This is a genomic window from Dickeya oryzae, assembly GCF_020406815.2.
GTDB classification, from domain to species: Bacteria; Pseudomonadota; Gammaproteobacteria; order Enterobacterales; family Enterobacteriaceae; genus Dickeya; species Dickeya oryzae.
Genome location: NZ_CP162670.1, coordinates 1,153,524 through 1,175,798, shown reverse-complemented (window position 1 = coordinate 1,175,798; position 22,275 = coordinate 1,153,524). Strand labels below are relative to the sequence as shown.

Sequence of the window (22,275 nt, the reverse complement as noted above, 5' to 3'; positions counted from 1 at the left end):
ACCATACAGTCCCATTCACTGACGTAATCATCATCATTTGTTATCGATAGTGTTCAACACACCATCAATGAATAAAGAGAAAGAACACACAACCGCTCATCGGGGCATGACGATAAGAGGCAAAACGCCGCCTTAACTTTATTCGGCGGGCATTAACTTTATTCGGCAAGCATTGTAGCATCGGAACCCCGCAGAACAGAGAGATTGCCATGACGCTAACCCGCCGCCTGTTTTTTGCCCTTTCGCTGCCAGACGCGGTCAGCCAGCAGATCGTGCACTGGCGTGCAACGCAGTTTGCTCACGACGCCGGACGCCCGGTGGCGGCCGCGAATTTGCACCTGACGCTGGCCTTTCTCGGTGAAGTTAGCGAGGCCAAAATGCAGGCATTAATGACACTGGCAGGTCGCATCCGCCAGCCAGCGTTCACCCTGAATCTCAACGATGCGGGACACTGGCCACGCCCCGGCGTGGTATGGCTGGGCTGCCGCCAGGCACCACGAGGCTTATTGCAACTGGCGGAGATGTTGCGTTCACAGGCGGCGCGCAATGGCTGCTACCAGCCAGCGCAGCCTTTCCACCCGCACATTACCTTGCTGCGCGGCGCTACCCGCCCGCTGTCGCTTCCCGCCGCCACATTCAACTGGACGGTACATGCCGAGCAATTCTTTCTTTATGAATCATCCACTGAAGCTGGGCGTACTCATTACCGCCCGCTTGCCCACTGGCCGTTGCTGACAGCCTAAGAGACTATGCATGCAATTTTCCCCACCGCTGCGCCCGGCCACGCTGCTTAAACGCTACAAGCGATTTCTGGCTGATGTGGTCACCCCCGACGGCACCACCCTGACGTTACATTGCCCCAATACCGGAGCGATGACAGGCTGTGGCGCGCCTGGCGATACTATCTGGTATTCCACCTCCGACAACCCTAAACGCAAGTATCCTCACACCTGGGAATTGACGCAAACCGCACAAGGCCACTGGATTGGTGTTAACACCCTGCGGGCGAATCAACTGGTGCTTGAAGCGCTGCACGCCAACAAACTTTCGGATTTAGCAGGTTACACCACTATCCGCACCGAAGTGCGCTATGGTTCAGAAAACAGCAGGATAGATCTGTTATTACAGGCAGAAGGACGCACTGACTGCTATATTGAAGTCAAATCAGTCACATTATTGCAACATGGATGTGGTTACTTTCCCGATGCGGTGACCCTCAGGGGACAGAAGCATTTGCGGGAACTGCAACAGATGGCGTCACAGGGTTGTCGCGCCGTATTGTGTTTCGCTGTACTGCACTCAGGCATCAGCCAGGTTTCAGCGGCGCAACACATTGACCGACATTACGCCGAATTATTACAACTCTCACAGCAGCAGGGGGTTGAAATTCTGTGTTACGGTACCCATATCAGCCCAGATGGCATGACGCTAACAGGGCTGTTGCCGTTCAATAACGTGACGTCAGCGAGCTAATTCTGCCACGCGTTATGTATTATCTGATGGGATTATGTCGTTCCTCACACTTTGTCAGGCCAGTGTCGGGAATCATTGCCAACCACACATCCATCTGTTATTTATAGCGGCCTGTTTTTCCCCCTTGGGGGATCGATACTGCGTGTCGTGTTATGTAGGAGAAGCAACATGCAAGAAGGGCAAAACCGTAAGACATCCTCTCTGAGCATTCTCGCAATTGCCGGAGTGGAGCCGTACCAGGAGAAGCCGGGCGAAGAATACATGAACGACGCTCAGCTGGCTCACTTCAGGCGTATTCTTGAAGCATGGCGCAATCAACTCAGGGATGAAGTCGATAGAACCGTATCGCACATGCAGGATGAAGCAGCTAACTTTCCAGACCCGGTAGACCGTGCCGCTCAGGAAGAAGAATTCAGCCTTGAGCTGCGCAACCGTGATCGCGAACGTAAGCTGATCAAGAAGATTGCCAAAACACTGCAGAAAATCGAAGACGAGGACTTTGGCTATTGTGAGTCCTGCGGCGTGGAAATCGGCATCCGCCGTCTGGAAGCACGTCCCACCGCTGATCTGTGCATTGACTGCAAAACACTGGCCGAAATCCGCGAAAAGCAGATGGCTGGATGATATCGTCCGGCGGGAAAGCCTACCGCCCTACCGCCGGATCTTTACTGATTATGGCCCGTCACCCTTCATCCTGACCGGCACGATATCGCCGTATGTCTGAATCTCTCCCTTATGTCGGCCGCTTTGCGCCCTCACCTTCTGGCGATCTCCATTTTGGTTCCCTGATAGCCGCCTTGGGCAGTTACCTGCAAGCTCGTGCCTGCCAGGGGCGCTGGCTGGTGCGTATCGAGGATATCGACCCACCGCGCGAAGTACCCGGTGCCGCTTCCCGTATTCTGCGTCAACTGGAACAGTATGGTCTGCTGTGGGACGGCGAAGTGGTGTATCAGTCTCAACGCCATGAGCGTTATCGGGCGGTGCTGGCTGAATTGCAGCGTCAGGGGAAATGCTATTACTGTACCTGCACCCGACAACGTATCCAGCAAAACGGCGGTTACTACGATGGTCACTGCCGTGATCGCGGATTACCTGCGGATAACGCCGCGTTACGCCTTCGCCAGACGCACCCTGTCCTGCACTTTCACGATCGCCTGCGTGGACGGATTGATGCCGACCCGATGCTGGTGAAAGAAGATTTTATCATCCATCGGCGTGATGGCTTGTTTGCCTATAATCTGGCAGTGGTGGTGGATGACCACGAGCAGGGCGTGACTGAAATCGTACGTGGCGCAGACTTGATTGAACCGACGGTGCGACAGCTATCGTTGTACCAACAGTTGGATTATCCGGCACCAGACTATGTGCATCTGCCGCTGGCGCTGAATACCGACGGCAATAAGCTCTCTAAGCAGAATCACGCACCAGCGTTACCTGATGGCGACCCTCGGGCGGTACTGGTGCAGGCTCTGGCTTTTTTGCACCAGCCTTTGCCGACGCACTGGCGTGATCTTAAAAGGGACGCCTTACTCGCATGGGCCATAACACATTGGTCACTGGCGGTGGTCCCCGTCAAAGCCGCTCTTACATCGCAGGAAATAACATCAGCATTCTCAAAGGGCTGAGGGTGAGCTATGATTAGCCGCTATTTTTTGTTGTACCGCTAAATTTTCAATGATTATCGAGGTGTATTATCTTTACCCGGGTAGCTAATTTTTGCCGCAAGGTACTGAATCGTGAGAATGAGCCCGTCAGTGTGGACAATCCGCCGCAGGCAATGACAGTCATTCCTCGCGACCAGCATGCCATTTCACGCAGTGACATTAGTGAGAATGCGCTGAAAGTACTGTATCGCCTGAGCAAAGCGGGCTATGAGGCTTATCTGGTAGGCGGCGGCGTCCGCGACCTGCTGTTGGGCAAAAAGCCCAAAGACTTCGATATTACCACCAACGCCACCCCGGAACAGGTTCGCAAATTGTTCCGTAATTGCCGACTGGTGGGCCGACGTTTCCGTCTGGCGCATGTGATGTTTGGCCCGGAGGTGATCGAGGTCGCCACATTCCGCGGTCACCATGAGCAGCATCAGGAGCAGGAAACCAAGAATGCCGCCCAGCAAGGCCACAACGGTATGCTGCTGCGTGACAACATTTTCGGCACCATTGAAGAAGACGCCCAACGGCGCGACTTCACCATCAACAGCCTCTATTACAGCATTGCTGACTTCACCGTGCGGGATTACACCAACGGCCTGAACGATCTGCGTCAGGGGCTGATTCGCCTGATTGGCGACCCGGAAACCCGCTACCGTGAAGACCCGGTGCGTATGCTCCGTGCGGTACGCTTTGCCGCCAAACTCGGTATGCGCATCAGTTCTGAAACCGCCGAGCCGATTCCTCGTCTGGCCTCGTTGCTGCACGACATCCCACCGGCGCGGTTATTTGAAGAATCACTGAAGCTATTGCAGGCGGGTCACGGTCACCCCACCTACCAGTTACTGTGCGAATACCAGTTGTTCCAGCCCCTGTTCCCGCTCATCAGCCGTTATTTTACCGCGAATGGTGAAAGCACAATGGAACGGATGATCGTACAGGTCTTGAAGAATACCGATCAGCGCATCCAGAACGATATGCGGGTTAACCCGGCATTTCTGTTCTCCGCCATGTTGTGGTATCCGCTGGTGGAACATGCCCAGAAGCTGACGCAGGAAAGCGGACTCGCTTACTTCGAAGCCTTTGCGCTAGCCATGAACGACGTTCTCGACGAACAGTGTCGCTCACTCGCTATTCCTAAACGGATTACCTCGCTTGTCCGTGATATCTGGCAATTGCAATTGCGCCTGTCGCGCCGTCAGGGCAAACGCGCGTTTAAACTGATGGAGCATCCGAAATTCCGCGCAGCGTATGACTTGCTGTGTCTGCGTGCGGAAATTGAAAACCATCAGGAATTACAGCGTCTGGCACAGTGGTGGGGCGAGTTTCAGGTAGCGGCACCGCCGCGCCAGCAAGTGATGCTCAATACACTTGATGACGGCCCAACACCGCATCGCCGTTCTCGTCGTCCGCGTAAACGTCCAATTCACCGGGATAATAACCGATGACCTGCGTGTACCTGGCGTTGGGAAGCAACCTGTCCGAACCATTGCAGCAGGTTCGCGCGGCGCTGCGCGCGCTGGACGCCATCACGCAAACCCGGCTGGTGCGTTGCTCGTCATTTTATCGCAGCCGCCCGCTCGGCCCGCAGGATCAGCCCGACTACCTCAACGCCGTCGTCGAATTACAGACCGGATTATCGCCAGAAGCGCTGTTGGACAACACCCAGCGCATTGAGCTGGAGCAAGGTCGGGTGCGCAAAGAAAATCGCTGGGGCCCGCGCACCCTCGATCTGGATATCCTGTTGTTTGGTAACCTGACGCTGCATACCGAGCGGCTCACCGTGCCGCACTATGACATGAAAAACCGCGAATTCATGCTCTACCCGCTAGCAGAACTGGCACCAGAGCTGGTGTTTCCCGACGGCGAAGCCCTGACAACCCGTTTGCAACACGTCCCCCGTAATGGCTTAAGCCTGTGGGACGAGCACTAAAACTCACCGTTTCTCCCCCTCACCAGAGTCAATCTTGATGCGCGTCCGGCATTGACTGAATGCCAATCGTCTGTTTTACAAATAGAAACAGACTGCTGTTCCTGATGCCTGCCTTCCATTAGAATGATTTCCCCTTGAATTGCCATTGAGTTGACTCAGGAAGGTTGCCATGAAAGCGACGACGATTTCCCACCTGCGCCAGTGGAAGCAGGAACAGAAAAAGTTCGCCACCCTGACGGCTTACGACGCCAGCTTTGCCCAACTGTTTTATGAACAGGGGATCCACGTCATGCTGGTGGGAGATTCTCTCGGTATGACCGTACAGGGCCACGATTCAACCCTGCCCGTTACCCTTGATGACATGGTGTACCACACCCGTTGCGTCCGACGCGGCGCGCCACATTGTCTGCTGTTATCCGACCTGCCCTTTATGGGTGCCACCACGCCAGAGCTCGCCTGTCAGCACGCCGCAGAACTGATGCGTGCCGGTGCCAATATGGTCAAAATCGAGGGCGGCAGCTGGCTGGCCCCCACCGTGCGTATGTTGACTGAACGTGCCGTCCCGGTGTGTGGACATCTGGGGCTGACGCCACAGTCAGTCAATATCTTTGGTGGTTATAAAGTCCAGGGTCGTGATGAAGCGGCTGCCAGCCAACTGCTGGAAGACGCCCTGGCGCTGGAACAAGCTGGTGCTCAACTGCTGGTGCTAGAGTGTGTACCGGTTTCGCTGGCGCAGCGGGTCACCGAGGCGCTGAGTATCCCGGTTATTGGCATCGGTGCAGGCAATGTCACCGATGGCCAGATTCTGGTCATGCACGACGCGCTTGGCGTAACCGGCGGGCATACGCCGAAATTCGCCCGCAACTTTATGGCGGAAGCGGCGGATATCCGTGCGGCTATTCGTCTGTACGTGCAGGAAGTCGAACAGGGAACCTTTCCTGATGAAAAATACAGTTTTATTTAACACAGGAGTAAGCGTGTGTTGATTATTGAAACGCCGGTGCTGCTGCGCCGTGAACTCCGCCGCTGGCGTCAGGATGGGAAACGCATCGCGCTGGTACCAACCATGGGTAACCTGCATGATGGCCACCTGACACTGGTGGATGAGGCCCGAGCCCGGGCTGATATCGTTGTGGTCAGCATTTTTGTTAACCCATTGCAGTTCGACCGGGCGGATGACCTGGCTCGCTACCCACGAACCCTGCAGGAAGACTGCGAAAAACTGACTCGTCGTGGGGTTGACCTGGTCTTTTCCCCAGCGCCCGAGACCCTCTACCCTAACGGCTTGCAGCAACAGACGTTTGTCGAAGTACCGGGACTCTCCCAGATGCTCGAAGGTGCGAGTCGCCCAGGTCATTTTCGTGGCGTCGCCACCGTTGTCAGCAAGCTGTTTAATCTGGTGCAGCCGGACGTCGCCTGCTTTGGCGAAAAAGACTACCAGCAGCTGGCTCTGATTCGTCAGATGGTGGCTGATATGGATTACGATATCAGCATCGTCGGCGTCCTCATTGTGCGTGCTAAAGACGGCCTGGCGCTCAGTTCACGCAATGGCTACCTGACCGCCGAAGAGCGCCAGCAAGCACCGCAACTCTATCGCATCATGAACGAGGTGACGGCGCAATTATCCAACGGCGACCGACAAATTGATGATATGCTCGCCAGAGCATCAGAAGCGCTGCGCGATGCCGGATTCACACCGGACGAGCTATTTATCCGCGACGCAGTGACGCTGCAACCGCTCACCATCGACAGTACTTCTGCCGTGGTGCTGATGGCTGCCTGGCTGGGTAAGGCGCGCCTGATTGATAACCAACAGGTGGATTTGACCACCTGATTTTTCCAACCAGAGTGACAGACCGATGATTCGAACCATGCTGCAAGGTAAGCTGCACCGGGTAAAAGTAACCCAGGCAGATTTACATTATGAAGGGTCCTGCGCCATCGATCAGGATTTTATGGATGCCGCCGGTATTCTTGAATACGAAGCGATCGACATCTACAACGTGGATAACGGCCACCGCTTTTCCACCTACGCGATCGCCGCAGAGCGCGGCTCCCGCATCATTTCCGTCAATGGCGCGGCGGCACGCTGCGCCTGCGTCGGCGATAAGCTGATTATCTGCTCCTACGTACAGATGCCGGATGAACAGGCCCGTACCCATCATCCTAAAGTCGCCTATTTTGGTGATAATAACGAACTGCAGCGTACCGCTAAAGCCATTCCCGTACAGATAGCCTGAGCGCATCAGCGCGGATAAAAAAAGCGAGGCAGAAACACCGCCTCGCTTCATCTTAACCAACAGAAACGTGTCTTAACTGCGCAGCCCGCGCCCACGCTCAATCAGCCACCAGCTCACGCCATAAAACACCACGATGAAGGCCAGCAGTACTACCAACGTCAGCGGCAACGGCACGTCATGAATGCCCAGGAACCCAAAGCGAAAGCCGCTTATCATGTATACGATCGGGTTTAGTTTGGACACCGCCTGCCAGAATGGCGACAGCAATGACAACGAATAGAATACGCCCCCCAGATAGGTGAGCGGCGTCAGCACGAAGGTAGGGATCAGGCTGATGTCATCAAACGTTTTGGCAAACACGGCGTTGATCAGCCCCGCCAGCGAAAATAACATCGCGGTCAGCAGCAAGGTCACCACCACCATCCACCAGGCATGAACCTGTAACGGCACAAAGAATAGCGATACCGCCGTCACCAGCACACCGACGCAGATACCGCGCGCCATACCGCCCCCCACATAACCGGCGATAATAATATGCGTCGGTACCGGCGCGACCAGCAGCTCTTCGATATTGCGCTGGAATTTGGCGCTGAAAAATGACGAGGCGACATTGGCATACGCATTGGTAATCACCGACATCATGATCAACCCCGGCACAATGAACTGCATATAGCTAAAGCCGTTCATTTCACCGATGCGGTTACCGATCAGATTACCGAATATAATAAAATACAACGACATGGTGATCACAGGCGGCACCAGCGTCTGGATCCAGATCCTCGCGAAGCGGTTGATCTCTTTGATCCAGATACTCTGCAACGCCACCCAATATAGCCCCATCATGCTTTATCTCCGTTGTTATTGAGCAGAGCGACAAACAGTTCTTCCAGGCGATTGGCCTTGTTACGCATGCTAAGGACCTGAACCCCCTGGGCGCTAAGCTGGCTGAAAATGCCGTTCAGCCCCTGCTCTCTTCTGACATCCACTTCCAGCGTCGAGGTGTCCACCAGACGGTGTTGATACCCCTCCAGCCGTGGCAACGCACTTTTCGCCGCCAAATCGAAAATGAAGGTTTCTGATTGCAACTTGGCCAGCAACGCCTTCATCGAGGTGTTTTCCACCAATTGCCCAGACTGGATGATGCCGATATTGCGGCACAACATTTCCGCTTCTTCCAGATAATGGGTGGTCAGGATGATAGTCGTCCCCTGCCCGTTGAGCTCTTTGAGAAACCCCCACATTGAGCGGCGCAATTCAATGTCCACCCCGGCGGTCGGTTCATCCAGAATCAGCAGTTTGGGCTCATGCATCAACGCACGGGCGATCATCAAACGACGTTTCATCCCCCCGGACAGCATGCGTGCCCGCTCGTTACGCTTACCCCATAAATCAAGTTGGTTGAGGTACTTCTCAGCGCGTTGCACCGCTTCATGCCGCGGTACGCCGTAGTAACCAGCCTGATTAACCACGATTTGCATCACGGTCTCAAACGGATTGAAGTTGAACTCCTGCGGTACCAACCCCAATTGCCGTTTGGCATTCACGACATCCCGGTCCAGGTCGTGGCCGAATACCTGCACCCTGCCACCTGTTTTATTGACCAAAGAGCTAATGATGCCAATAGTCGTGGACTTGCCTGCACCATTCGGGCCCAGCAAGGCGTAGAAATCCCCGGCTTCCACACGCAGATCGATACCTCGCAGCGCCTGAACGCCGCCAGGGTATGTCTTCGTCAGATTCGACAATTCAAGTGCATATGTCATAGCTGAATGCATGCCTTCTTATCAGTTAAGCGGGCCCTGGTCGGACCCAGTTTTCGATTTCAAAACCCCTATGATTGCTCTATATTACCTTGCACCGCCCTTTTGTCGTTACAGGTCATTTACTTTCATGAAAACAATAGAAACGCTTATCGCCAATAACCAGCAATGGTCTGAAACGATCGTGAAAGAAGACCCCGATTATTTTGAGCGGTTGGCACTATCCCAACGTCCCCGTTTTCTGTGGATCGGCTGTTCGGACAGCCGGGTTCCCGCAGAAAGCCTGACCAGTCTCGAACCGGGTGAACTGTTTGTGCACCGTAACGTGGCCAACCTGGTTATCCATACCGATCTTAACTGTCTGTCTGTCGTTCAGTACGCGGTTGAGGTTCTGGAAGTGGAACACATCATTATTTGTGGTCACTATGGCTGCGGTGGTGTACAGGCCGCGGTTGAAAACCCGGAACTCGGGTTGATCAACAACTGGCTGCTCCACGTTCGAGACCTGTGGTATAAGCACAGCTCATTACTGGGAGAATTGCCACCGGAACAGCGATTTGACAAACTTTGTGAAATCAATGTAGTCGAACAAGTGTACAACCTGGGTCACTCGACCATCATGCAGTCGGCCTGGAAACGCGGTCAGAAAGTGACGATTCATGGCTGGGTTTATGGGATTCAGGATGGACGTTTACGCGACCTGGAAGTCACCGCCACCAGCCGCGAGACGTTGGAACAACGTTATCGTCGGGCGGTCTCGTCGCTGCTGTAATCATGCGCATCGCGCCCATGCGGTATGGGCGCGATTTCACGCTTACTGCGGAATCACCTTACCGATAAATGGCAGATGACGGTAATGTTGCGCATAATCAATACCGTATCCCACCACAAACTCGTCCGGAATGGAAAAACCAACCCACTCTACCGGAACCGGGACTTCGCGACGTGATGGCTTATCCAGCAGCGTACAGATCGCCAGCGATTTAGGGGCGCGTAACTGCAAAATTTCCCGCACTTTACTGAGCGTATTACCCGAATCAATAATGTCTTCGACAATCAGCACATCTTTGCCACGGATGTCCTCATCCAGATCCTTGAGGATTTTCACATCGCGGGTCGAGCTCATGCCACTGCCATAACTGGAGGCAGTCATGAAATCCACTTCGTGAGAATGGTCGATGGCGCGGCACAGGTCGGCCATAAACACAAAGGATCCACGCAGTAACCCCACCAACACCATGTCACTGGTGCTATCACGGTAATGTTCACTAATCTGGCGTCCAAGCTCAGCCACCCGCGTCTTGACCTCAAGCTCGGAGATCATGACTTCCACCGTATGTTTCATCATACTGACTACTCACCAAAAAAAGATATCCAGTATCGGCCACCGTGGCCATACTCCAGGGCAGACACGCAGCCAGGCTGTGCCGCCATTCATCACGGCGCGCAGTATAACAGAAAGCCGGCTTTACCCCACTCAAGGAGAGAACATGACATCGTTATCGTCTTCAGCGTCTGACAACACTATCACCACCCCAAGCCTCATCACTTACAAAGTGAATGACCCCATCACTGTCGATCAATTTATCCATCTGCTTAACCGAACCTCCTTAGGACCCAGACGTCCACTGGAACAGCGCGAGACCCTCGCGGGCATGCTGACACAAGCCGACCTGCTGGTGACAGCATGGCGTGGTGACGAACTGGTGGGTGTCGCTCGCAGCGTGACGGATTATCACTATTGTTGCTATATGTCGGATCTGGCGGTGGATGAAGCCTGCCAGCACGGCGGCATTGGCCGCCAGCTTATCGAGCACACGGTCCGGCAACTCAAGCCACTGTGTCGCCTGATTCTGATTGCCGCACCGCAGGCCGTGGATTATTACCCCAAAATCGGCTTTGAGGCACACCCCAGTGCCTGGCACATTCTGGCGCAGGACTTTCTGGCACTGAAGCCGTAAAGCCCGGCAGGCTCGATGATGGCAGTGAGAATATCAGTGCATGTATAAGAATGTGAAGATTACGTTATCACGGCATAAAACAGAGTAAAGCGCATTGCACGGTATCGGTGAAAGGTTTCTGATGGACGTCGGCCAACCGAAACGAGGTGTAACATGACAGTACTCACGAAAACCTGCCGTACCGCAGCGTGGATTGCCGGTATTTCACTGCTTTCGAGCTTGTCTGTAGCGTCTGCGCATCCAGAAAATGTGGATCCACGGTTACCGGACAGACAGGAAATGCTGCCACCGCCACCCGGGTTCCCGCCCCCACCGCCTGCGTTACGTCCACCAGTTCATGCACTGTATCAGGCGTCATTACAGGCGACCGACCCGGTATTAGCTGCTAACAAGCTGGTCGCTAACGTGCCCCAAGGTAGTGGTAAAACGTATGAAGTCAGCATCAGTGTAAGAGAGCTGCCACCAGAGCCGAATCCGGCACCGGTGGCACCCACCCCCGCCAAATGACTCGGCAGTGCAACAGCACAGGGAGAGCAGATAGAAGGGAGCCGCAATGGCAGTTGTTACCGTAGTAAGCGGTGATAAACCACATACCGGTACACTAGCGGCAGCGCGGGCCTCAGGCCCGCTATTCCTGAGCACTTACCGCAGATTGCGGCGGGAACAGAACCGGCTGATCAATGCGAATACTGAGTCGAACCGGCTGTCCGGGCTCAAACCAGTTACCACTTTGCACCTGGAGCGCCAGTTCATTAACCCGAATACGGTAAAAATTGCTGTTTCCCATGAATAACCGGTCCTCGATCACCCCCGGCCCATCCTCATCAAGGGCCAGTGCGATTTCTTGCGGACGAACCAACCAGTCATATTGTGCGCCATGAGGTAATTTCAACGCCCGTGTTGCCTGATGCTCACCGAGAAAACTCTGCCATTGCCTGTCACCACTAATCTTCACTGGCAGGTAGTTGGTGTTACCCATAAAACTCGCCACATAGCGGTTAACCGGCCGGTAGTAGAGATCGGCGGAAAATCCCTGCTGCACAATACCACCGTCATGGATCAGAATCAGATGGTCGGCAAACGCAAACGCATCCTCCCGGTCAGAGGTCGCAAATAGCGTGGCTATCTGCCGCTGCCGCAGGATTTGCCGCAATTCGCTGATCAATTGGTAGCGAAGCTGACTATCAATGGAGGAAAAAGGTTCATCCAGCAACAACAGTTTAGGCTGACACGCCAGCGCCCGGGCAATGGCGGCACGCTGATACTGCTCGCGAGAAAGTTCATGCGGGTAGCAACGGGTGAACGTTTCCAGTTGCATCACCCCCACCACATCCATTGCCAGCGTACTGATTTCTTCGGATGACTTACCACGTAGCCCAAAAGTAATGTTTTCCATCACCGTCAGATGAGGAAACAACACATCGTCCTGAAACACCATCCCGACTACGCCTGGTGAGGCTTCACCACGTTGGGTTTGAGGAGGAACGACCTTCTGACCGACAATAGCTATTCGGCCTTTTTCCGGCGACAGCAGACCCGCTATCGATTTCAGCAGCGTGGTTTTACCATCACCACTGGCTCCCAGCAGGCACACCATCTCTCCCTCATGCACCGAAAAACCCACATTCTCTAATACAGAAACCGATGGGTAGCCGCAACTGAGCGAGGTTATCGTCAGAATCTCCGGAGTCGTCATAACGTTCCTATCCTTCCATTCGCATCAATCGGGTGATCCCAAATAGTGGGATCATCCCCACACCGACCAGCATCAACGCAGGTGTAGCGACCAACGGCAGCCGTTCATCCATGATGAAACGAAACACATAAGTCGCCATGGTTTCCACCTCAAACGGCTGCAACAGCAGCGATGCATTCAACTCACGCAGGCTTTCGGTAAACACCAACAACACGCCAACCACCAGACAATGGCGTAACTGCGGCAAATAGACCCACAACACTTGCTGTACAGGTGTATACCCCAGCGACTGACTGACATGATTCATCGCGCCCGGTAAACGGGAGATCCGAATTTGTAGCCGATCGATCAATAAACCGCTAAAGCGCATGCAGTAAGCCAGGATAAGCACCAGTACCGACCCCGCCCAGGGGTCATCCACCACGCCACCGGGCGAGGCGTGCCAGGCATCCAGTCCGAGGAATGGCACCAACAGCCCCATACCTAGCGCCGTCGAGGGTAACAAGCGGTTAATATTGACCCAACGCAGCGGGTTACGGTAAGCCGGGTTGCCCGTTGCCTTGAAATCAAACGTACACACGACGGCCAGTCCAATCACCAGCAATGTTGCGCAGGCAGCCGCCATCACACTACTGGTAAATGCCAGCAAGAATGGCAGGCTCCAGATCGGTGCTTCAGACAGCACGGCCCAGCACACCAGGCGACCAACGGGTACGACAAACGCAATCACCACCAGCCCACAGCCGAGCAGTACCGTCAGAAAACGCGCCCACCCACGCAAAACCGGCAGATCTTTCGGGCAAACGCTACCCAACTGTTGATAACGCAATTGACGTGCACGACTGCGGCGCGCCTGAAACCATATCAGGAATACCAACGGCAGCAATAACGACATCAATAACGCGGCCGTCCCGTGCTGCGCTTTGTCACGCCACAAATCCAGACCCGCCGTCGTCACCGTCCGTAATGAGAAATAGGCAGAGATGCCGTAATCACCGAGCGCCTCAGAAGCCATCAGTACCATTCCAAGAGCGATCGCCGGGCGCGCCATGGGAAACACCACACGCCAGAAAACCTGAGCACGGGTATGATTCATCAACAAGGCAGCCTGCCGCAGGTTGACAGACTGTGACATTAACGCAGTACGCACCAACAGGTAGATATAGGGAAACAACACCAGCGCAAGACAGAGACTGGCACAGCCCACCATCCAGACTTGATGCCAGAATGTCTGGGGTACGCGAGCAGAAGTAAATGATAGAGCGTAGAGCGTCTGTTTAACCGGCCCTTCGTACTCAAACAGGTCGCCATATACAGCCGCCAACATGTACCCAGGCACCGCCAGCGGCAGCAGCAATGCCCGATGTAGCCATACCTGGCCGGTAAAACGGTAATGTGACATCAACCAGGCCAAAGGCAGCGCAAACAGCAAGCTGAATAGCACGCAACCGATCACCAGCATCAGCGAGTTCGTCCCATAAACGGGCAGAGCTTGCCATAACGCCAATACCGCGTTGCCGGGGGCGAAAAAGGCCATGCCGACGATAGTCACTAGCGGGAACAGAAGGATCACCGCCAACAGCACACTACTAATGCGCCAGATACCTGAAGTCATGAGAAATCGGTAAAATAAATTTAAACTGCACTATTAATATCAAAGCCGCGCGCTGGCGTCATGGTATCAATCGCCGATAAATGGCCGGTAATTATCCCATTGAACAAACAGCACCTCGTTTGACCCCGCCCAACAGCCGATTACCGGATATCACGCTGATCTGAATAAAACTTGAAATCAGGGCCGGTAACTGTGATAACGTCATCTAATGAAAGATGAAACAGGTTAAATTATGAAACACTCCGCGCTGGTGCTGCTCCTGCTCTCATTGTTGGGCTTCTCCTCCGCCAGTAAGGCATTGAATGATTTCGAGGCAGAAGACCTCGCCGATCTGACCGCCATTTTCGTTTATCTGAAAAACAACTGTGGCTATAAAGACCTTCCCAACGATCAGATTCGCCGGGCGCTGGTTATTTTTGCCCAACAAAACCGCTGGGATCTCAGCAATTACAACCAGTTCGACATGATTGCGCTTGGCGAAGCCAGCTACCGTGATCTCAGCGGTATCGCTATTCCCACACCGAAGAAGTGTCAGTCTTTGGCCCGGAACTCACTCAGTTTACTCGCCACTACACAGTAAAGCTTAAAATCCTCCGCATTGCGTGAAATTTGACCGTGCAAGCACCATGAGAGTTAGCTATCATAGCGCGCCAATTTTCATGGCTGTTATCGCGGAGGAAGCCCTAACATGTCCCAGAAAGAAATTTGGTATGAGACCCTGCATGCCAACTTCGGTCAGTACTTTTCAATAGACCAGGTGCTCTATCATGAAAAAACTGACCATCAGGATCTGATCATCTTCGAAAACGCGGCGCTAGGCCGGGTAATGGCATTAGATGGGGTTGTGCAGACCACCGAACGCGACGAGTTCATCTACCACGAAATGATGACCCACGTTCCGTTGCTCGCCCATGGCAACGCCAAGCGTGTGTTGATCATCGGTGGCGGCGATGGCGGAATGCTGCGCGAAGTCTGTCGTCACCGTCACATCGAGCAGATAACGATGGTCGAAATCGACGCGGGTGTCGTGTCGTTCTGCCGCCAGTACCTGCCCAACCACAGCGCGGGCGCTTACGATGACCCACGTTTTCGTCTGGTGATTGACGACGGTGTTAACTTCGTCAATGCCTGCCAGGAAAAGTTCGATATCATCATTTCCGACTGTACCGACCCCATCGGCCCGGGTGAAAGTCTGTTTACCTCGGATTTTTATCAGGGGTGCGCGCGTTGCTTGAACGACGGCGGGATCTTCGTGGCACAGAATGGCGTCTGTTTCCTGCAGCAGGATGAGGCTGTTAACAGCCATCAGAAACTGAGCCACTATTTCAGTGATGTCAGTTTTTATCAGACAGCCATTCCCACATATTATGGCGGGATCATGACCTTTGCCTGGGCCAGTAATAACCCGGCGTTGCGTGCTATCGACCAACAGAGCCTGCAACGACGGTTTGCCGCAGCGGAAATCGAATGCCGCTATTACAACCCAGCCATCCATATCGGCAGCTTTGCCCTGCCACAATATTTACTGAATGCCCTGTCAGCGGCACGCTGATCACTGGCATCCATAAGGGGGTGAATTAAATTGCAAAAGCTGAAACTACATGGCTTTAACAATCTGACCAAGAGCCTGAGTTTTTGTATCTACGATATCTGTTATGCGAAAACGCCCGCCGATCGCGATGGCTACATCGCGTATATTGACGAGCAGTACAACGCAAACCGTCTGACAGAAATCCTGAGTGAAACCTGTTCCATCATTGGCGCCAATATTCTGAACATTGCTCGCCAGGATTATGAACCGCAAGGCGCTAGTGTGACCATTTTGGTCAGCGAAGAGCCGATGGATCCGCGCGATGTGGATACCTCCGAACATCCCGGCCCCTTGCCGAATTCCGTCGTCGCACACCTTGATAAAAGCCACATCTGTGTGCACACCTATCCGGAAAGCCATCCTGGTGGCGGCCTGTGCACGTTCCGCGCGGATATAGAAGTATCGACCTGTGGTGTCATTTCACCGCTGAAGGCACTGAACTATCTGATCCATCAACTGGAATCGGATATCGTAACCATTGACTACCGTGTGCGTGGCTTTACCCGCGACATCAATGGTGTTAAGCATTTTATCGACCATAAGATCAACTCAATCCAGAACTTCATGTCTGACGACATGAAATCGCTCTATCATCTGATGGATGTTAATGTTTACCAGGAAAATATTTTTCACACCAAAATGCTGCTGAAGGATTTCGACCTGAAGCACTACCTGTTTAACGTCAGCCCTCAAGAGCTGAGCGCCGAAGAGCGTAAACGTATCACGGACTTGCTGTATCGTGAGATGCAGGAAATCTATTACGGCAGAAACATCGCAACCGTATGATCATCCACCTGAGGGCATATGCCCTCAGGTTCCGGCAAATCTTCGCCCGTTATTCCTGACAAGGTAAGTACGCGTCACTGCGCAAAGATAAAGCATTGTATTTGTGCTTTAGAAACGAAAAAGCCCTGAACCAGATGATTCAGGGCTTCGGAATGATTGGCGGTGCGGACGGGACTCGAACCCGCGACCCCCGGCGTGACAGGCCGGTATTCTAACCGACTGAACTACCGCACCGCGCTATGCTCAGTGAGCGAGGTGAATACTACGGTCCGACACCGGTTGCGTCAACGCTTTTTATCACTAACCGCTTCTGTTTGCTTACATTTTCAGCGCAATGGTGTCTTTGTGATCAAGACACCCTACCTCAGTTGCGCCACAGGCAGTTGCCGCCTTTCTTCATAATTAAATCCAGCCGTTGCTCATGCGCTACTAACTCGTCATCACTGGCGTACAACACCGTCAACGCCGATGCCGGGCGTGAAATACGCTGTATGGTTTCGGCTTGCACTGTCTGCTGCTGGTTCTCCCCTTCCATCGAAAAAGCCAGTGACGTTTGCCCGCCAGTCATCGACAGATAGACTTCAGCCAGAATCTCGGCATCCAGTAACGCACCGTGCAGCGTACGCTTGCTGTTATCTATCTGGTAACGGTCGCACAATGCATCCAGGTTATTACGCTTGCCGGGGAATAACCGGCGAGCCATCAGCAGGCTATCGGTGATAGTGCAGAAGGTTTCCGTTTTGGGGATGTCTCGTCCCAGCAACCGGAACTCATAGTCCATAAAGCCGATATCAAACGACGCGTTATGGATCACCAGCTCCGCACCGCGGATAAAATCGATAAAATCATCGGCAACCTCAGCGTAAGTCGGCTTATCAGCCAGAAACTCATCGCTAATGCCATGAACATTATAGGCTTCCGGGTCTATCAGACGGTCCGGCCTAAGATAAACATGGAAATGACGCCCGGTCAGGCGACGATTCACCACCTCAACCGCACCAATCTCAATAATCTTGTGCCCTTCATAGTGAACCCCCAGCTTATTCATACCGGTGGTTTCCGTATCAAGAACGATTTGTCGTGTAATTGCAGTGCTCATCGATTTCGTTTATGTCAGACTTATGCTTTTGACCATGAATAAGAGTCTACCAGAGATGCTAAAACAGGTTGAGATTTTCACCGACGGCTCCTGTCTCGGCAATCCTGGCCCGGGTGGCTACGGAGTGCTTTTGCGCTACAAGCAGCACGAAAAAACACTGAGCGCAGGCTACCGGCTAACCACTAACAACCGGATGGAACTGATGGCGGCGATCGTCGCACTAGAAAGCCTGACCTCGCCTTGTGATGTTACACTCAGTACTGATAGCCAATATGTCCGCCAGGGGATTACCAGTTGGATCCACAACTGGAAAAAACGCGGCTGGAAGACCGCTGAGAAAAAGCCGGTAAAGAACATCGACCTGTGGCAACGGTTAGATGTTGCAATTCAGCGCCATACTCTGCGCTGGTTGTGGGTCAAAGGGCATGCCGGTCATCCAGAAAACGAACGCTGCGATGAGTTGGCACGCCAGGCGGCTAATGCACCAACCCTTGATGACACCGGCTATCAGCCTGAATAATCTGCACTATCACTCGCCTGTCAGGTGATTAATCATGCCGATACCGGTAGCTTTTCGTCGCCCCTACCGGGCGATGCATCGGTGATTTTCTTAACAAGCTTTTGCTCGGCGTCATGGTCAGTGGGATGGTACGTTTGCGTGCAACGATCAGATTCAGGCACCCCAGTAGTGGTAGCGTATTGTTCCATTTGCCCTGCCCTGGCTCACGCCACGGTAGTACCTGCAAACTATTATGATGCACAATTTCGTAGTTCAGCAGGCTCAGCCAATCCATCATCCGCATTTGGCTAAACATACGGCTACAATAGGGTTGGCGTCGGCGCATTCCTGGTACCAGACGCCCCATCCCCACCAGACTAACCGGGTTGAAACCACTGATGATGACCCATCCATCATTAATCAAAACCCGGTCTACCTCGCGCACGATACGGTGAGGATCGGCAGAGTACGCCAGGACATGGGTCAGTAGACAGGCATCCACGGATTTCTCTATAAATGGAAGTTGATAGGGATCAGCCATAACATGCGCCTGCTGATCGCGACTGACATTCACCTGATGTGGGATAGTGCACGTCTGGCTGTCAATCGCGATGCTCAATCCGCCAATTTTTAGCAGATGAAATCCGAATATCCGACTCCACCAAGGGGCCAGTGCAGTATTCAGAGTGTGAAGATAGTTTTCTCCCCAGGGAATGGCTTCCCAACTATCAGGCGCCACGATTTTCTGGGATGTTTGTGCTGGCTTCATGTTTTAGAATCGTCCACAAGCTAACCATCAACAACGAGGATGCAGCATGAATCTTATCAGTGTACCGGCTTTCAAAGATAACTACATTTGGCTGCTGGCTAATGATGAAAAACACTGTGTGATTGTGGACCCAGGAGATGCCACACCCGTACTTCAGGCACTGGAACAGTATGGGCTATCTCCCGCCGCGATTCTGTTGACCCATCATCACAATGACCATACCGGTGGTGTCCAGCAACTGGCCACTCATTACCCCGACATACACATTTACGGCCCACAGGAAACTAAACGCTGTGGTGTGACACATACAGTACAAGAGGGAGACAAGATTACCGTCGCAGGTTCGGAATTTTCTATTTTTTTCGTGCCTGGACACACCGCAGGACATATCGCGTACTATAGCCACCCATATCTGTTCTGCGGCGATACGCTGTTTTCTGCTGGGTGCGGTCGCATTTTTGAAGGTACAGCACAACAAATGTTCGAATCATTGATCAAGTTGGCTGATTTACCCGATGAAACCCAAGTATGTTGTGCGCATGAGTACACATTGTCCAATCTGGCCTTTGCCCACCAGATTTGGCCAGAAGATGTAGATATTTATGATTACCTTGTAAAAATCAGGCAATTACGTGAAAAAGGAGAATCATCCCTCCCCTCCACACTGGGCCGGGAACGAAGAATAAATATTTTTTTACGCTACCATGACATTGATTTAAAAAGAAAATTGTCCATCAATACGGACACCCAGGGTGATTGGCAGATTTTTGCGCATTTACGTGCATTGAAAGACCAATTCTGACGGTTTTTGTTGTACTGAATTGCCAATCAAAGTATCATTGTCTGTCTTTTAAGCAACTATTGACACAGATATGAAGACTAAAGCGATATTCATCGCCTCAGTCGTGTTGACAGGTTGCCAGGTGCCACCCAATGACACCTCTCAACCCAGACAGCATGCACAGAGTCTGTCTTCGGCAGGTCAAGGTGAAGCAGGAAAGTACACAGATGGTCGAGAGACCGGTACGCGATGGCTGGATGATGAAAGCATCGCGCAGCAAGACCTGTGGAACTTCATTGGCGACGAGCTGAAGATGGAGGTTCCGGAAAATACCCGGATCCGCGAGCAAAAACAGCGTTACTTAAAAAATAAGAGCTATCTCCACGATGTAACATTACGGGCAGAGCCGTACATGTACTGGATAGTCGGGCAGATTAAAGAACGTAAGATGCCGATGGAACTGGTACTGCTACCCATAGTGGAGAGCGCTTTTGACCCAAATGCCAGATCATCATCCAACGCCGTAGGGCTTTGGCAAATTGTTCCTGGCACAGGGCGCAATTATGGGTTGAAACATACCCAGTGGTACGATGGACGTCGTGATGTTGTTGCATCTACGACTGCTGCGCTGGACATGATGCAGCGCCTGAACCGTATGTTTGACGGCGATTGGTTATTGACCGTAGCCGCCTATAACGCCGGTGAAGGGCGAATCATGCAAGCGGTGAAAGCGAATAAAGCGAAAGGTCGTCCAACAAATTATTGGGCGCTGGCGTTGCCATATGAAACGTCAACCTATGTGCCCAAAATGTTGGCGCTGAGCGATATTCTCAAGCACAGCAAAAAGTACGGAGTTGAACTGCCGAGACCTAATGAAAACCGTGCATTGGCACGCGTTGATTTAGGCCAGCAGATGGAGTTGACACAAGCTGCCGAGCTGGCGGGATTGTCTGTCACTAAGCTTAAGAGCTACAACACGGGCTACACACGTGATGTTACCGCACCTAACGGTCCGCATTACATTATGGTGCCCAAGTCCCATGTAGGACAGTTGAAAGACTCATTAGCTGATGGTGATATTGCTGCGATCCAGCCGACCAAAACTGTGCAGCCGACTGTGGCGACTCGCTCTGCCGGATATAAAGTTCGTTCTGGCGATACGTTATCGAGTATCGCTAAACGGATGAATGTCCGTACGCAGGACCTGCAAAACTGGAACCACCTTAAGGGTAGTGCTCTGAAAGTGGGTCAGACATTGCAGGTTGCTAAGGCAACCACATCCGTGACGGCAGGTGTAGTAGCAAGCAATAAGTCGAACTCGATCATTTATCAGGTTCGTAAAGGTGATTCGCTGGCAAGCATTGCCAAACGCCATGGCGTTAACATTGCTGACGTCATGCGCTGGAATACGGTCATTAAAGATGCCAACCTTCAGCCAGGCGATCGACTGACACTTTATGTCACCAGAAGACAATCACCCGACTCCTGATACAAAAAACCGCCACTTAGGCGGTTTTTTTATTGGTAGTGATATAGCAGATCTCACGCAATACCAAACTCGACCAGTAAGGGGTTGTGATCAGAAGCATCTGTAACCAGTACCGACGAATCAGTTACCGCCAGTTCCCGATAAAAAACGAAATCCAGTGGTCTGCCAAACGCCCTGCGCCGCTGATCATTGGAAAACGACACTTCACAAAGCCCCATCCGATGGGCAAACCGATAAAGTGCGCTCACCCTAGGCTGACTCCATGCATTAAAATCCCCAGCCATAATCACTGGCCCAGAGTGACGTTTCAATTGCTCACCGATGGTCTCAAGCTGATTGGTATAGGCCTCTACTCCCAGGCTGAAATTGACAGCATGGATATTAATGACCATTAACAACCGTCCATCACTCAACGAATACACGGTGATCAATGCTGATTTGGCCAGACGAATTAGCGGCTCTCGTTCACGCAGAGGAAAACAATACATAGGCAGAGCTGAAGATAACGTCATTACACCTGAAGGATGGGTAGGAAGTACAAAAGCGGGTACCTGTTCTGCAGAAAGATAGTGCGTTGTGGCAAAACGGATCAGTTCGGGGGACGATTGTGCTTCCTGCAATAACATGAGCTGTGTGCGTTGACCAAAGTGCTTTAGAACAGACAACCAATTCGTACGTTGTTGTTTAAAAATATTCCATACCATTATCCGTAGAGGATCCTCCGTTACCATCAGAGGTTCCGAGGATGCCGGCTGCTGTTTTAAATAATGCATTGCCGAAGGCTGAAAGATACGCTCTACCGGTTGCCCGGCGACATACCTCATCGCATAGGTTTTCTTGTGCACTTTATTCCTGCTATACCCGTGTACTGTTAATCGTTATAGGGTTTTTACCTTCACGTTTCAATGGGTATAAGCAGTCAGATGAGAAATTC

General features: G+C 52.8%; 26 protein-coding genes and 1 tRNA gene. 18 read left to right on the top strand and 9 right to left on the bottom strand.

The annotated features are described in order from the left end of the window. The first annotated feature begins 209 nt into the window (after positions 1-209). From thpR to panD, 9 genes are all read left to right on the top strand, one after another. On the top strand, positions 210-743 hold the full coding sequence (thpR, locus tag LF929_RS05065) for an RNA 2',3'-cyclic phosphodiesterase (protein ID WP_210175607.1): 534 nt from the start codon (positions 210-212) through the stop codon (positions 741-743). A gap of 10 nt (positions 744-753) precedes the next feature. After that, positions 754-1,473 carry a DNA/RNA nuclease SfsA gene (gene sfsA / locus LF929_RS05060; protein WP_038908784.1) on the top strand — a complete coding sequence of 240 codons (720 nt, stop codon included), beginning with the start codon at positions 754-756 and terminating at the stop codon, positions 1,471-1,473. A 168-nt stretch (positions 1,474-1,641) separates the two neighbouring features. After that, positions 1,642-2,097 (top strand): RNA polymerase-binding protein DksA, encoded by a 456-nt coding sequence (gene dksA / locus LF929_RS05055; protein WP_012768782.1) that lies wholly within the window; start codon positions 1,642-1,644, stop codon positions 2,095-2,097. Positions 2,098-2,189: 92 nt separating this feature from the next. Next, the gene (gluQRS, locus tag LF929_RS05050; protein WP_210175606.1) at positions 2,190-3,098 is read left to right on the top strand and encodes a tRNA glutamyl-Q(34) synthetase GluQRS; all 909 of its coding nucleotides are present in this window, start codon (positions 2,190-2,192) and stop codon (positions 3,096-3,098) included. Positions 3,099-3,166: 68 nt separating this feature from the next. After that, the gene (gene pcnB, locus LF929_RS05045; protein ID WP_071526209.1) at positions 3,167-4,570 is read left to right on the top strand and encodes a polynucleotide adenylyltransferase PcnB; all 1,404 of its coding nucleotides are present in this window, start codon (positions 3,167-3,169) and stop codon (positions 4,568-4,570) included. After that, a complete protein-coding gene (gene folK, locus LF929_RS05040) occupies positions 4,567-5,055 on the top strand; it encodes a 2-amino-4-hydroxy-6-hydroxymethyldihydropteridine diphosphokinase (RefSeq protein WP_210175605.1) in 489 nt (162 codons plus the stop codon). Before pcnB ends, folK begins: the two co-directional genes overlap by 4 nt. Before the next feature lie 169 nt (positions 5,056-5,224). Beyond that, a complete protein-coding gene (panB, locus tag LF929_RS05035; RefSeq protein ID WP_168366248.1) occupies positions 5,225-6,019 on the top strand; it encodes a 3-methyl-2-oxobutanoate hydroxymethyltransferase in 795 nt (264 codons plus the stop codon). Between the two features lie 15 nt (positions 6,020-6,034). Further along, positions 6,035-6,889: a pantoate--beta-alanine ligase gene (panC, locus tag LF929_RS05030; protein ID WP_226093507.1), complete on the top strand. Its 855-nt coding sequence runs from the start codon at positions 6,035-6,037 to the stop codon at positions 6,887-6,889. A gap of 25 nt (positions 6,890-6,914) precedes the next feature. Continuing rightward, positions 6,915-7,295 (top strand): aspartate 1-decarboxylase, encoded by a 381-nt coding sequence (gene panD / locus LF929_RS05025; RefSeq protein WP_012768777.1) that lies wholly within the window; start codon positions 6,915-6,917, stop codon positions 7,293-7,295. 72 nt (positions 7,296-7,367) lie between these two features. Here panD and LF929_RS05020 read toward each other — a convergent pair whose 3' ends face one another. After that, complete coding sequence (locus tag LF929_RS05020) at positions 7,368-8,138, bottom strand: ABC transporter permease (protein WP_038905304.1); 771 nt, start codon at positions 8,136-8,138, stop codon at positions 7,368-7,370. After that, positions 8,135-9,058 carry an ABC transporter ATP-binding protein gene (locus tag LF929_RS05015; protein WP_038905306.1) on the bottom strand — a complete coding sequence of 308 codons (924 nt, stop codon included), beginning with the start codon at positions 9,056-9,058 and terminating at the stop codon, positions 8,135-8,137. Before LF929_RS05015 ends, LF929_RS05020 begins: the two co-directional genes overlap by 4 nt. A 127-nt stretch (positions 9,059-9,185) precedes the next feature. On the opposite strand from LF929_RS05015, the gene can reads away from it, so the two are divergent. Continuing rightward, positions 9,186-9,827: a carbonate dehydratase gene (can, locus tag LF929_RS05010; protein ID WP_012885789.1), complete on the top strand. Its 642-nt coding sequence runs from the start codon at positions 9,186-9,188 to the stop codon at positions 9,825-9,827. 42 nt (positions 9,828-9,869) lie between these two features. On the opposite strand, the gene hpt is transcribed toward can, so the two are convergent. Next, a complete protein-coding gene (gene hpt, locus LF929_RS05005) occupies positions 9,870-10,403 on the bottom strand; it encodes a hypoxanthine phosphoribosyltransferase (RefSeq protein ID WP_038905307.1) in 534 nt (177 codons plus the stop codon). A gap of 142 nt (positions 10,404-10,545) precedes the next feature. Between hpt and LF929_RS05000 the strand changes: the two genes are divergently transcribed. Continuing rightward, positions 10,546-11,016 (top strand): GNAT family N-acetyltransferase, encoded by a 471-nt coding sequence (locus LF929_RS05000; RefSeq protein WP_016942098.1) that lies wholly within the window; start codon positions 10,546-10,548, stop codon positions 11,014-11,016. Between the two features lie 153 nt (positions 11,017-11,169). Further along, positions 11,170-11,523, top strand: coding sequence for a hypothetical protein (locus tag LF929_RS04995; protein ID WP_210175604.1), 354 nt, complete (start codon positions 11,170-11,172; stop codon positions 11,521-11,523). A gap of 121 nt (positions 11,524-11,644) precedes the next feature. Here LF929_RS04995 and LF929_RS04990 read toward each other — a convergent pair whose 3' ends face one another. Beyond that, the gene (locus LF929_RS04990) at positions 11,645-12,712 is read right to left on the bottom strand and encodes an ABC transporter ATP-binding protein (protein WP_210175603.1); all 1,068 of its coding nucleotides are present in this window, start codon (positions 12,710-12,712) and stop codon (positions 11,645-11,647) included. Between the two features lie 7 nt (positions 12,713-12,719). Continuing rightward, entirely contained in the window at positions 12,720-14,327 is a 1,608-nt protein-coding gene (locus tag LF929_RS04985; protein ID WP_210175602.1) for an iron ABC transporter permease, read from the bottom strand. 232 nt (positions 14,328-14,559) lie between these two features. Here LF929_RS04985 and LF929_RS04980 point away from each other — a divergent pair, with 232 nt between their 5' ends. The 3 genes from LF929_RS04980 to speD all read left to right on the top strand — a co-directional run bounded on the left by LF929_RS04980 (position 14,560) and on the right by speD (position 16,704). Next, complete coding sequence (locus tag LF929_RS04980; protein WP_012885795.1) at positions 14,560-14,907, top strand: YacC family pilotin-like protein; 348 nt, start codon at positions 14,560-14,562, stop codon at positions 14,905-14,907. A 108-nt stretch (positions 14,908-15,015) separates the two neighbouring features. Continuing rightward, entirely contained in the window at positions 15,016-15,879 is an 864-nt protein-coding gene (gene speE / locus LF929_RS04975; protein ID WP_038908795.1) for a polyamine aminopropyltransferase, read from the top strand. A gap of 30 nt (positions 15,880-15,909) precedes the next feature. Next, positions 15,910-16,704 carry an adenosylmethionine decarboxylase gene (speD, locus tag LF929_RS04970; protein ID WP_016942103.1) on the top strand — a complete coding sequence of 265 codons (795 nt, stop codon included), beginning with the start codon at positions 15,910-15,912 and terminating at the stop codon, positions 16,702-16,704. Positions 16,705-16,861: 157 nt separating this feature from the next. On the opposite strand, the gene LF929_RS04965 is transcribed toward speD, so the two are convergent. Beyond that, positions 16,862-16,938: transfer RNA gene (locus LF929_RS04965), tRNA-Asp, on the bottom strand. Between the two features lie 130 nt (positions 16,939-17,068). Next, on the bottom strand, positions 17,069-17,803 hold the full coding sequence (gene dnaQ / locus LF929_RS04960) for a DNA polymerase III subunit epsilon (protein WP_038908796.1): 735 nt from the start codon (positions 17,801-17,803) through the stop codon (positions 17,069-17,071). On the opposite strand from dnaQ, the gene rnhA reads away from it, so the two are divergent. Beyond that, on the top strand, positions 17,757-18,323 hold the full coding sequence (gene rnhA / locus LF929_RS04955; protein WP_193744478.1) for a ribonuclease HI: 567 nt from the start codon (positions 17,757-17,759) through the stop codon (positions 18,321-18,323). The genes dnaQ and rnhA overlap by 47 nt on opposite strands. A gap of 28 nt (positions 18,324-18,351) precedes the next feature. On the opposite strand, the gene LF929_RS04950 is transcribed toward rnhA, so the two are convergent. Next, positions 18,352-19,071 (bottom strand): class I SAM-dependent methyltransferase, encoded by a 720-nt coding sequence (locus tag LF929_RS04950; protein WP_038905317.1) that lies wholly within the window; start codon positions 19,069-19,071, stop codon positions 18,352-18,354. 46 nt (positions 19,072-19,117) lie between these two features. On the opposite strand from LF929_RS04950, the gene gloB reads away from it, so the two are divergent. Then, positions 19,118-19,873, top strand: a complete 756-nt coding sequence (gene gloB / locus LF929_RS04945) for a hydroxyacylglutathione hydrolase (protein WP_210175601.1) — start codon at positions 19,118-19,120, stop codon at positions 19,871-19,873. 70 nt (positions 19,874-19,943) lie between these two features. Then, positions 19,944-21,341 carry a murein transglycosylase D gene (mltD, locus tag LF929_RS04940; protein ID WP_038908800.1) on the top strand — a complete coding sequence of 466 codons (1,398 nt, stop codon included), beginning with the start codon at positions 19,944-19,946 and terminating at the stop codon, positions 21,339-21,341. A gap of 53 nt (positions 21,342-21,394) precedes the next feature. Here mltD and LF929_RS04935 read toward each other — a convergent pair whose 3' ends face one another. After that, positions 21,395-22,186 (bottom strand): endonuclease/exonuclease/phosphatase family protein, encoded by a 792-nt coding sequence (locus tag LF929_RS04935; RefSeq protein WP_038908801.1) that lies wholly within the window; start codon positions 22,184-22,186, stop codon positions 21,395-21,397. Positions 22,187-22,275 lie beyond the last annotated feature (89 nt).

What these genes read in the sequence shown, in the direction of transcription:
- LF929_RS05000 (WP_016942098.1), top strand. Translation starts at nt 10,546, where the DNA reads ATGACATCGTTATCGTCTTCAGCGTCTGACAACACTATCACCACCCCA.
- LF929_RS04980 (WP_012885795.1), top strand. Translation starts at nt 14,560, where the DNA reads ATGAAACACTCCGCGCTGGTGCTGCTCCTGCTCTCATTGTTGGGCTTC.
- panD (WP_012768777.1), top strand. Translation starts at nt 6,915, where the DNA reads ATGATTCGAACCATGCTGCAAGGTAAGCTGCACCGGGTAAAAGTAACC.
- folK (WP_210175605.1), top strand. Translation starts at nt 4,567, where the DNA reads ATGACCTGCGTGTACCTGGCGTTGGGAAGCAACCTGTCCGAACCATTG.
- panB (WP_168366248.1), top strand. Translation starts at nt 5,225, where the DNA reads ATGAAAGCGACGACGATTTCCCACCTGCGCCAGTGGAAGCAGGAACAG.
- dnaQ (WP_038908796.1), bottom strand. Translation starts at nt 17,803, where the DNA reads ATGAGCACTGCAATTACACGACAAATCGTTCTTGATACGGAAACCACC.
- thpR (WP_210175607.1), top strand. Translation starts at nt 210, where the DNA reads ATGACGCTAACCCGCCGCCTGTTTTTTGCCCTTTCGCTGCCAGACGCG.
- mltD (WP_038908800.1), top strand. Translation starts at nt 19,944, where the DNA reads ATGAAGACTAAAGCGATATTCATCGCCTCAGTCGTGTTGACAGGTTGC.
- LF929_RS04995 (WP_210175604.1), top strand. Translation starts at nt 11,170, where the DNA reads ATGACAGTACTCACGAAAACCTGCCGTACCGCAGCGTGGATTGCCGGT.
- LF929_RS04950 (WP_038905317.1), bottom strand. Translation starts at nt 19,071, where the DNA reads ATGAAGCCAGCACAAACATCCCAGAAAATCGTGGCGCCTGATAGTTGG.
- gloB (WP_210175601.1), top strand. Translation starts at nt 19,118, where the DNA reads ATGAATCTTATCAGTGTACCGGCTTTCAAAGATAACTACATTTGGCTG.
- LF929_RS05015 (WP_038905306.1), bottom strand. Translation starts at nt 9,058, where the DNA reads ATGACATATGCACTTGAATTGTCGAATCTGACGAAGACATACCCTGGC.
- LF929_RS04985 (WP_210175602.1), bottom strand. Translation starts at nt 14,327, where the DNA reads ATGACTTCAGGTATCTGGCGCATTAGTAGTGTGCTGTTGGCGGTGATC.
- dksA (WP_012768782.1), top strand. Translation starts at nt 1,642, where the DNA reads ATGCAAGAAGGGCAAAACCGTAAGACATCCTCTCTGAGCATTCTCGCA.
- speE (WP_038908795.1), top strand. Translation starts at nt 15,016, where the DNA reads ATGTCCCAGAAAGAAATTTGGTATGAGACCCTGCATGCCAACTTCGGT.
- gluQRS (WP_210175606.1), top strand. Translation starts at nt 2,190, where the DNA reads ATGTCTGAATCTCTCCCTTATGTCGGCCGCTTTGCGCCCTCACCTTCT.
- can (WP_012885789.1), top strand. Translation starts at nt 9,186, where the DNA reads ATGAAAACAATAGAAACGCTTATCGCCAATAACCAGCAATGGTCTGAA.
- sfsA (WP_038908784.1), top strand. Translation starts at nt 754, where the DNA reads ATGCAATTTTCCCCACCGCTGCGCCCGGCCACGCTGCTTAAACGCTAC.
- LF929_RS04990 (WP_210175603.1), bottom strand. Translation starts at nt 12,712, where the DNA reads ATGACGACTCCGGAGATTCTGACGATAACCTCGCTCAGTTGCGGCTAC.
- LF929_RS05020 (WP_038905304.1), bottom strand. Translation starts at nt 8,138, where the DNA reads ATGATGGGGCTATATTGGGTGGCGTTGCAGAGTATCTGGATCAAAGAG.
- hpt (WP_038905307.1), bottom strand. Translation starts at nt 10,403, where the DNA reads ATGATGAAACATACGGTGGAAGTCATGATCTCCGAGCTTGAGGTCAAG.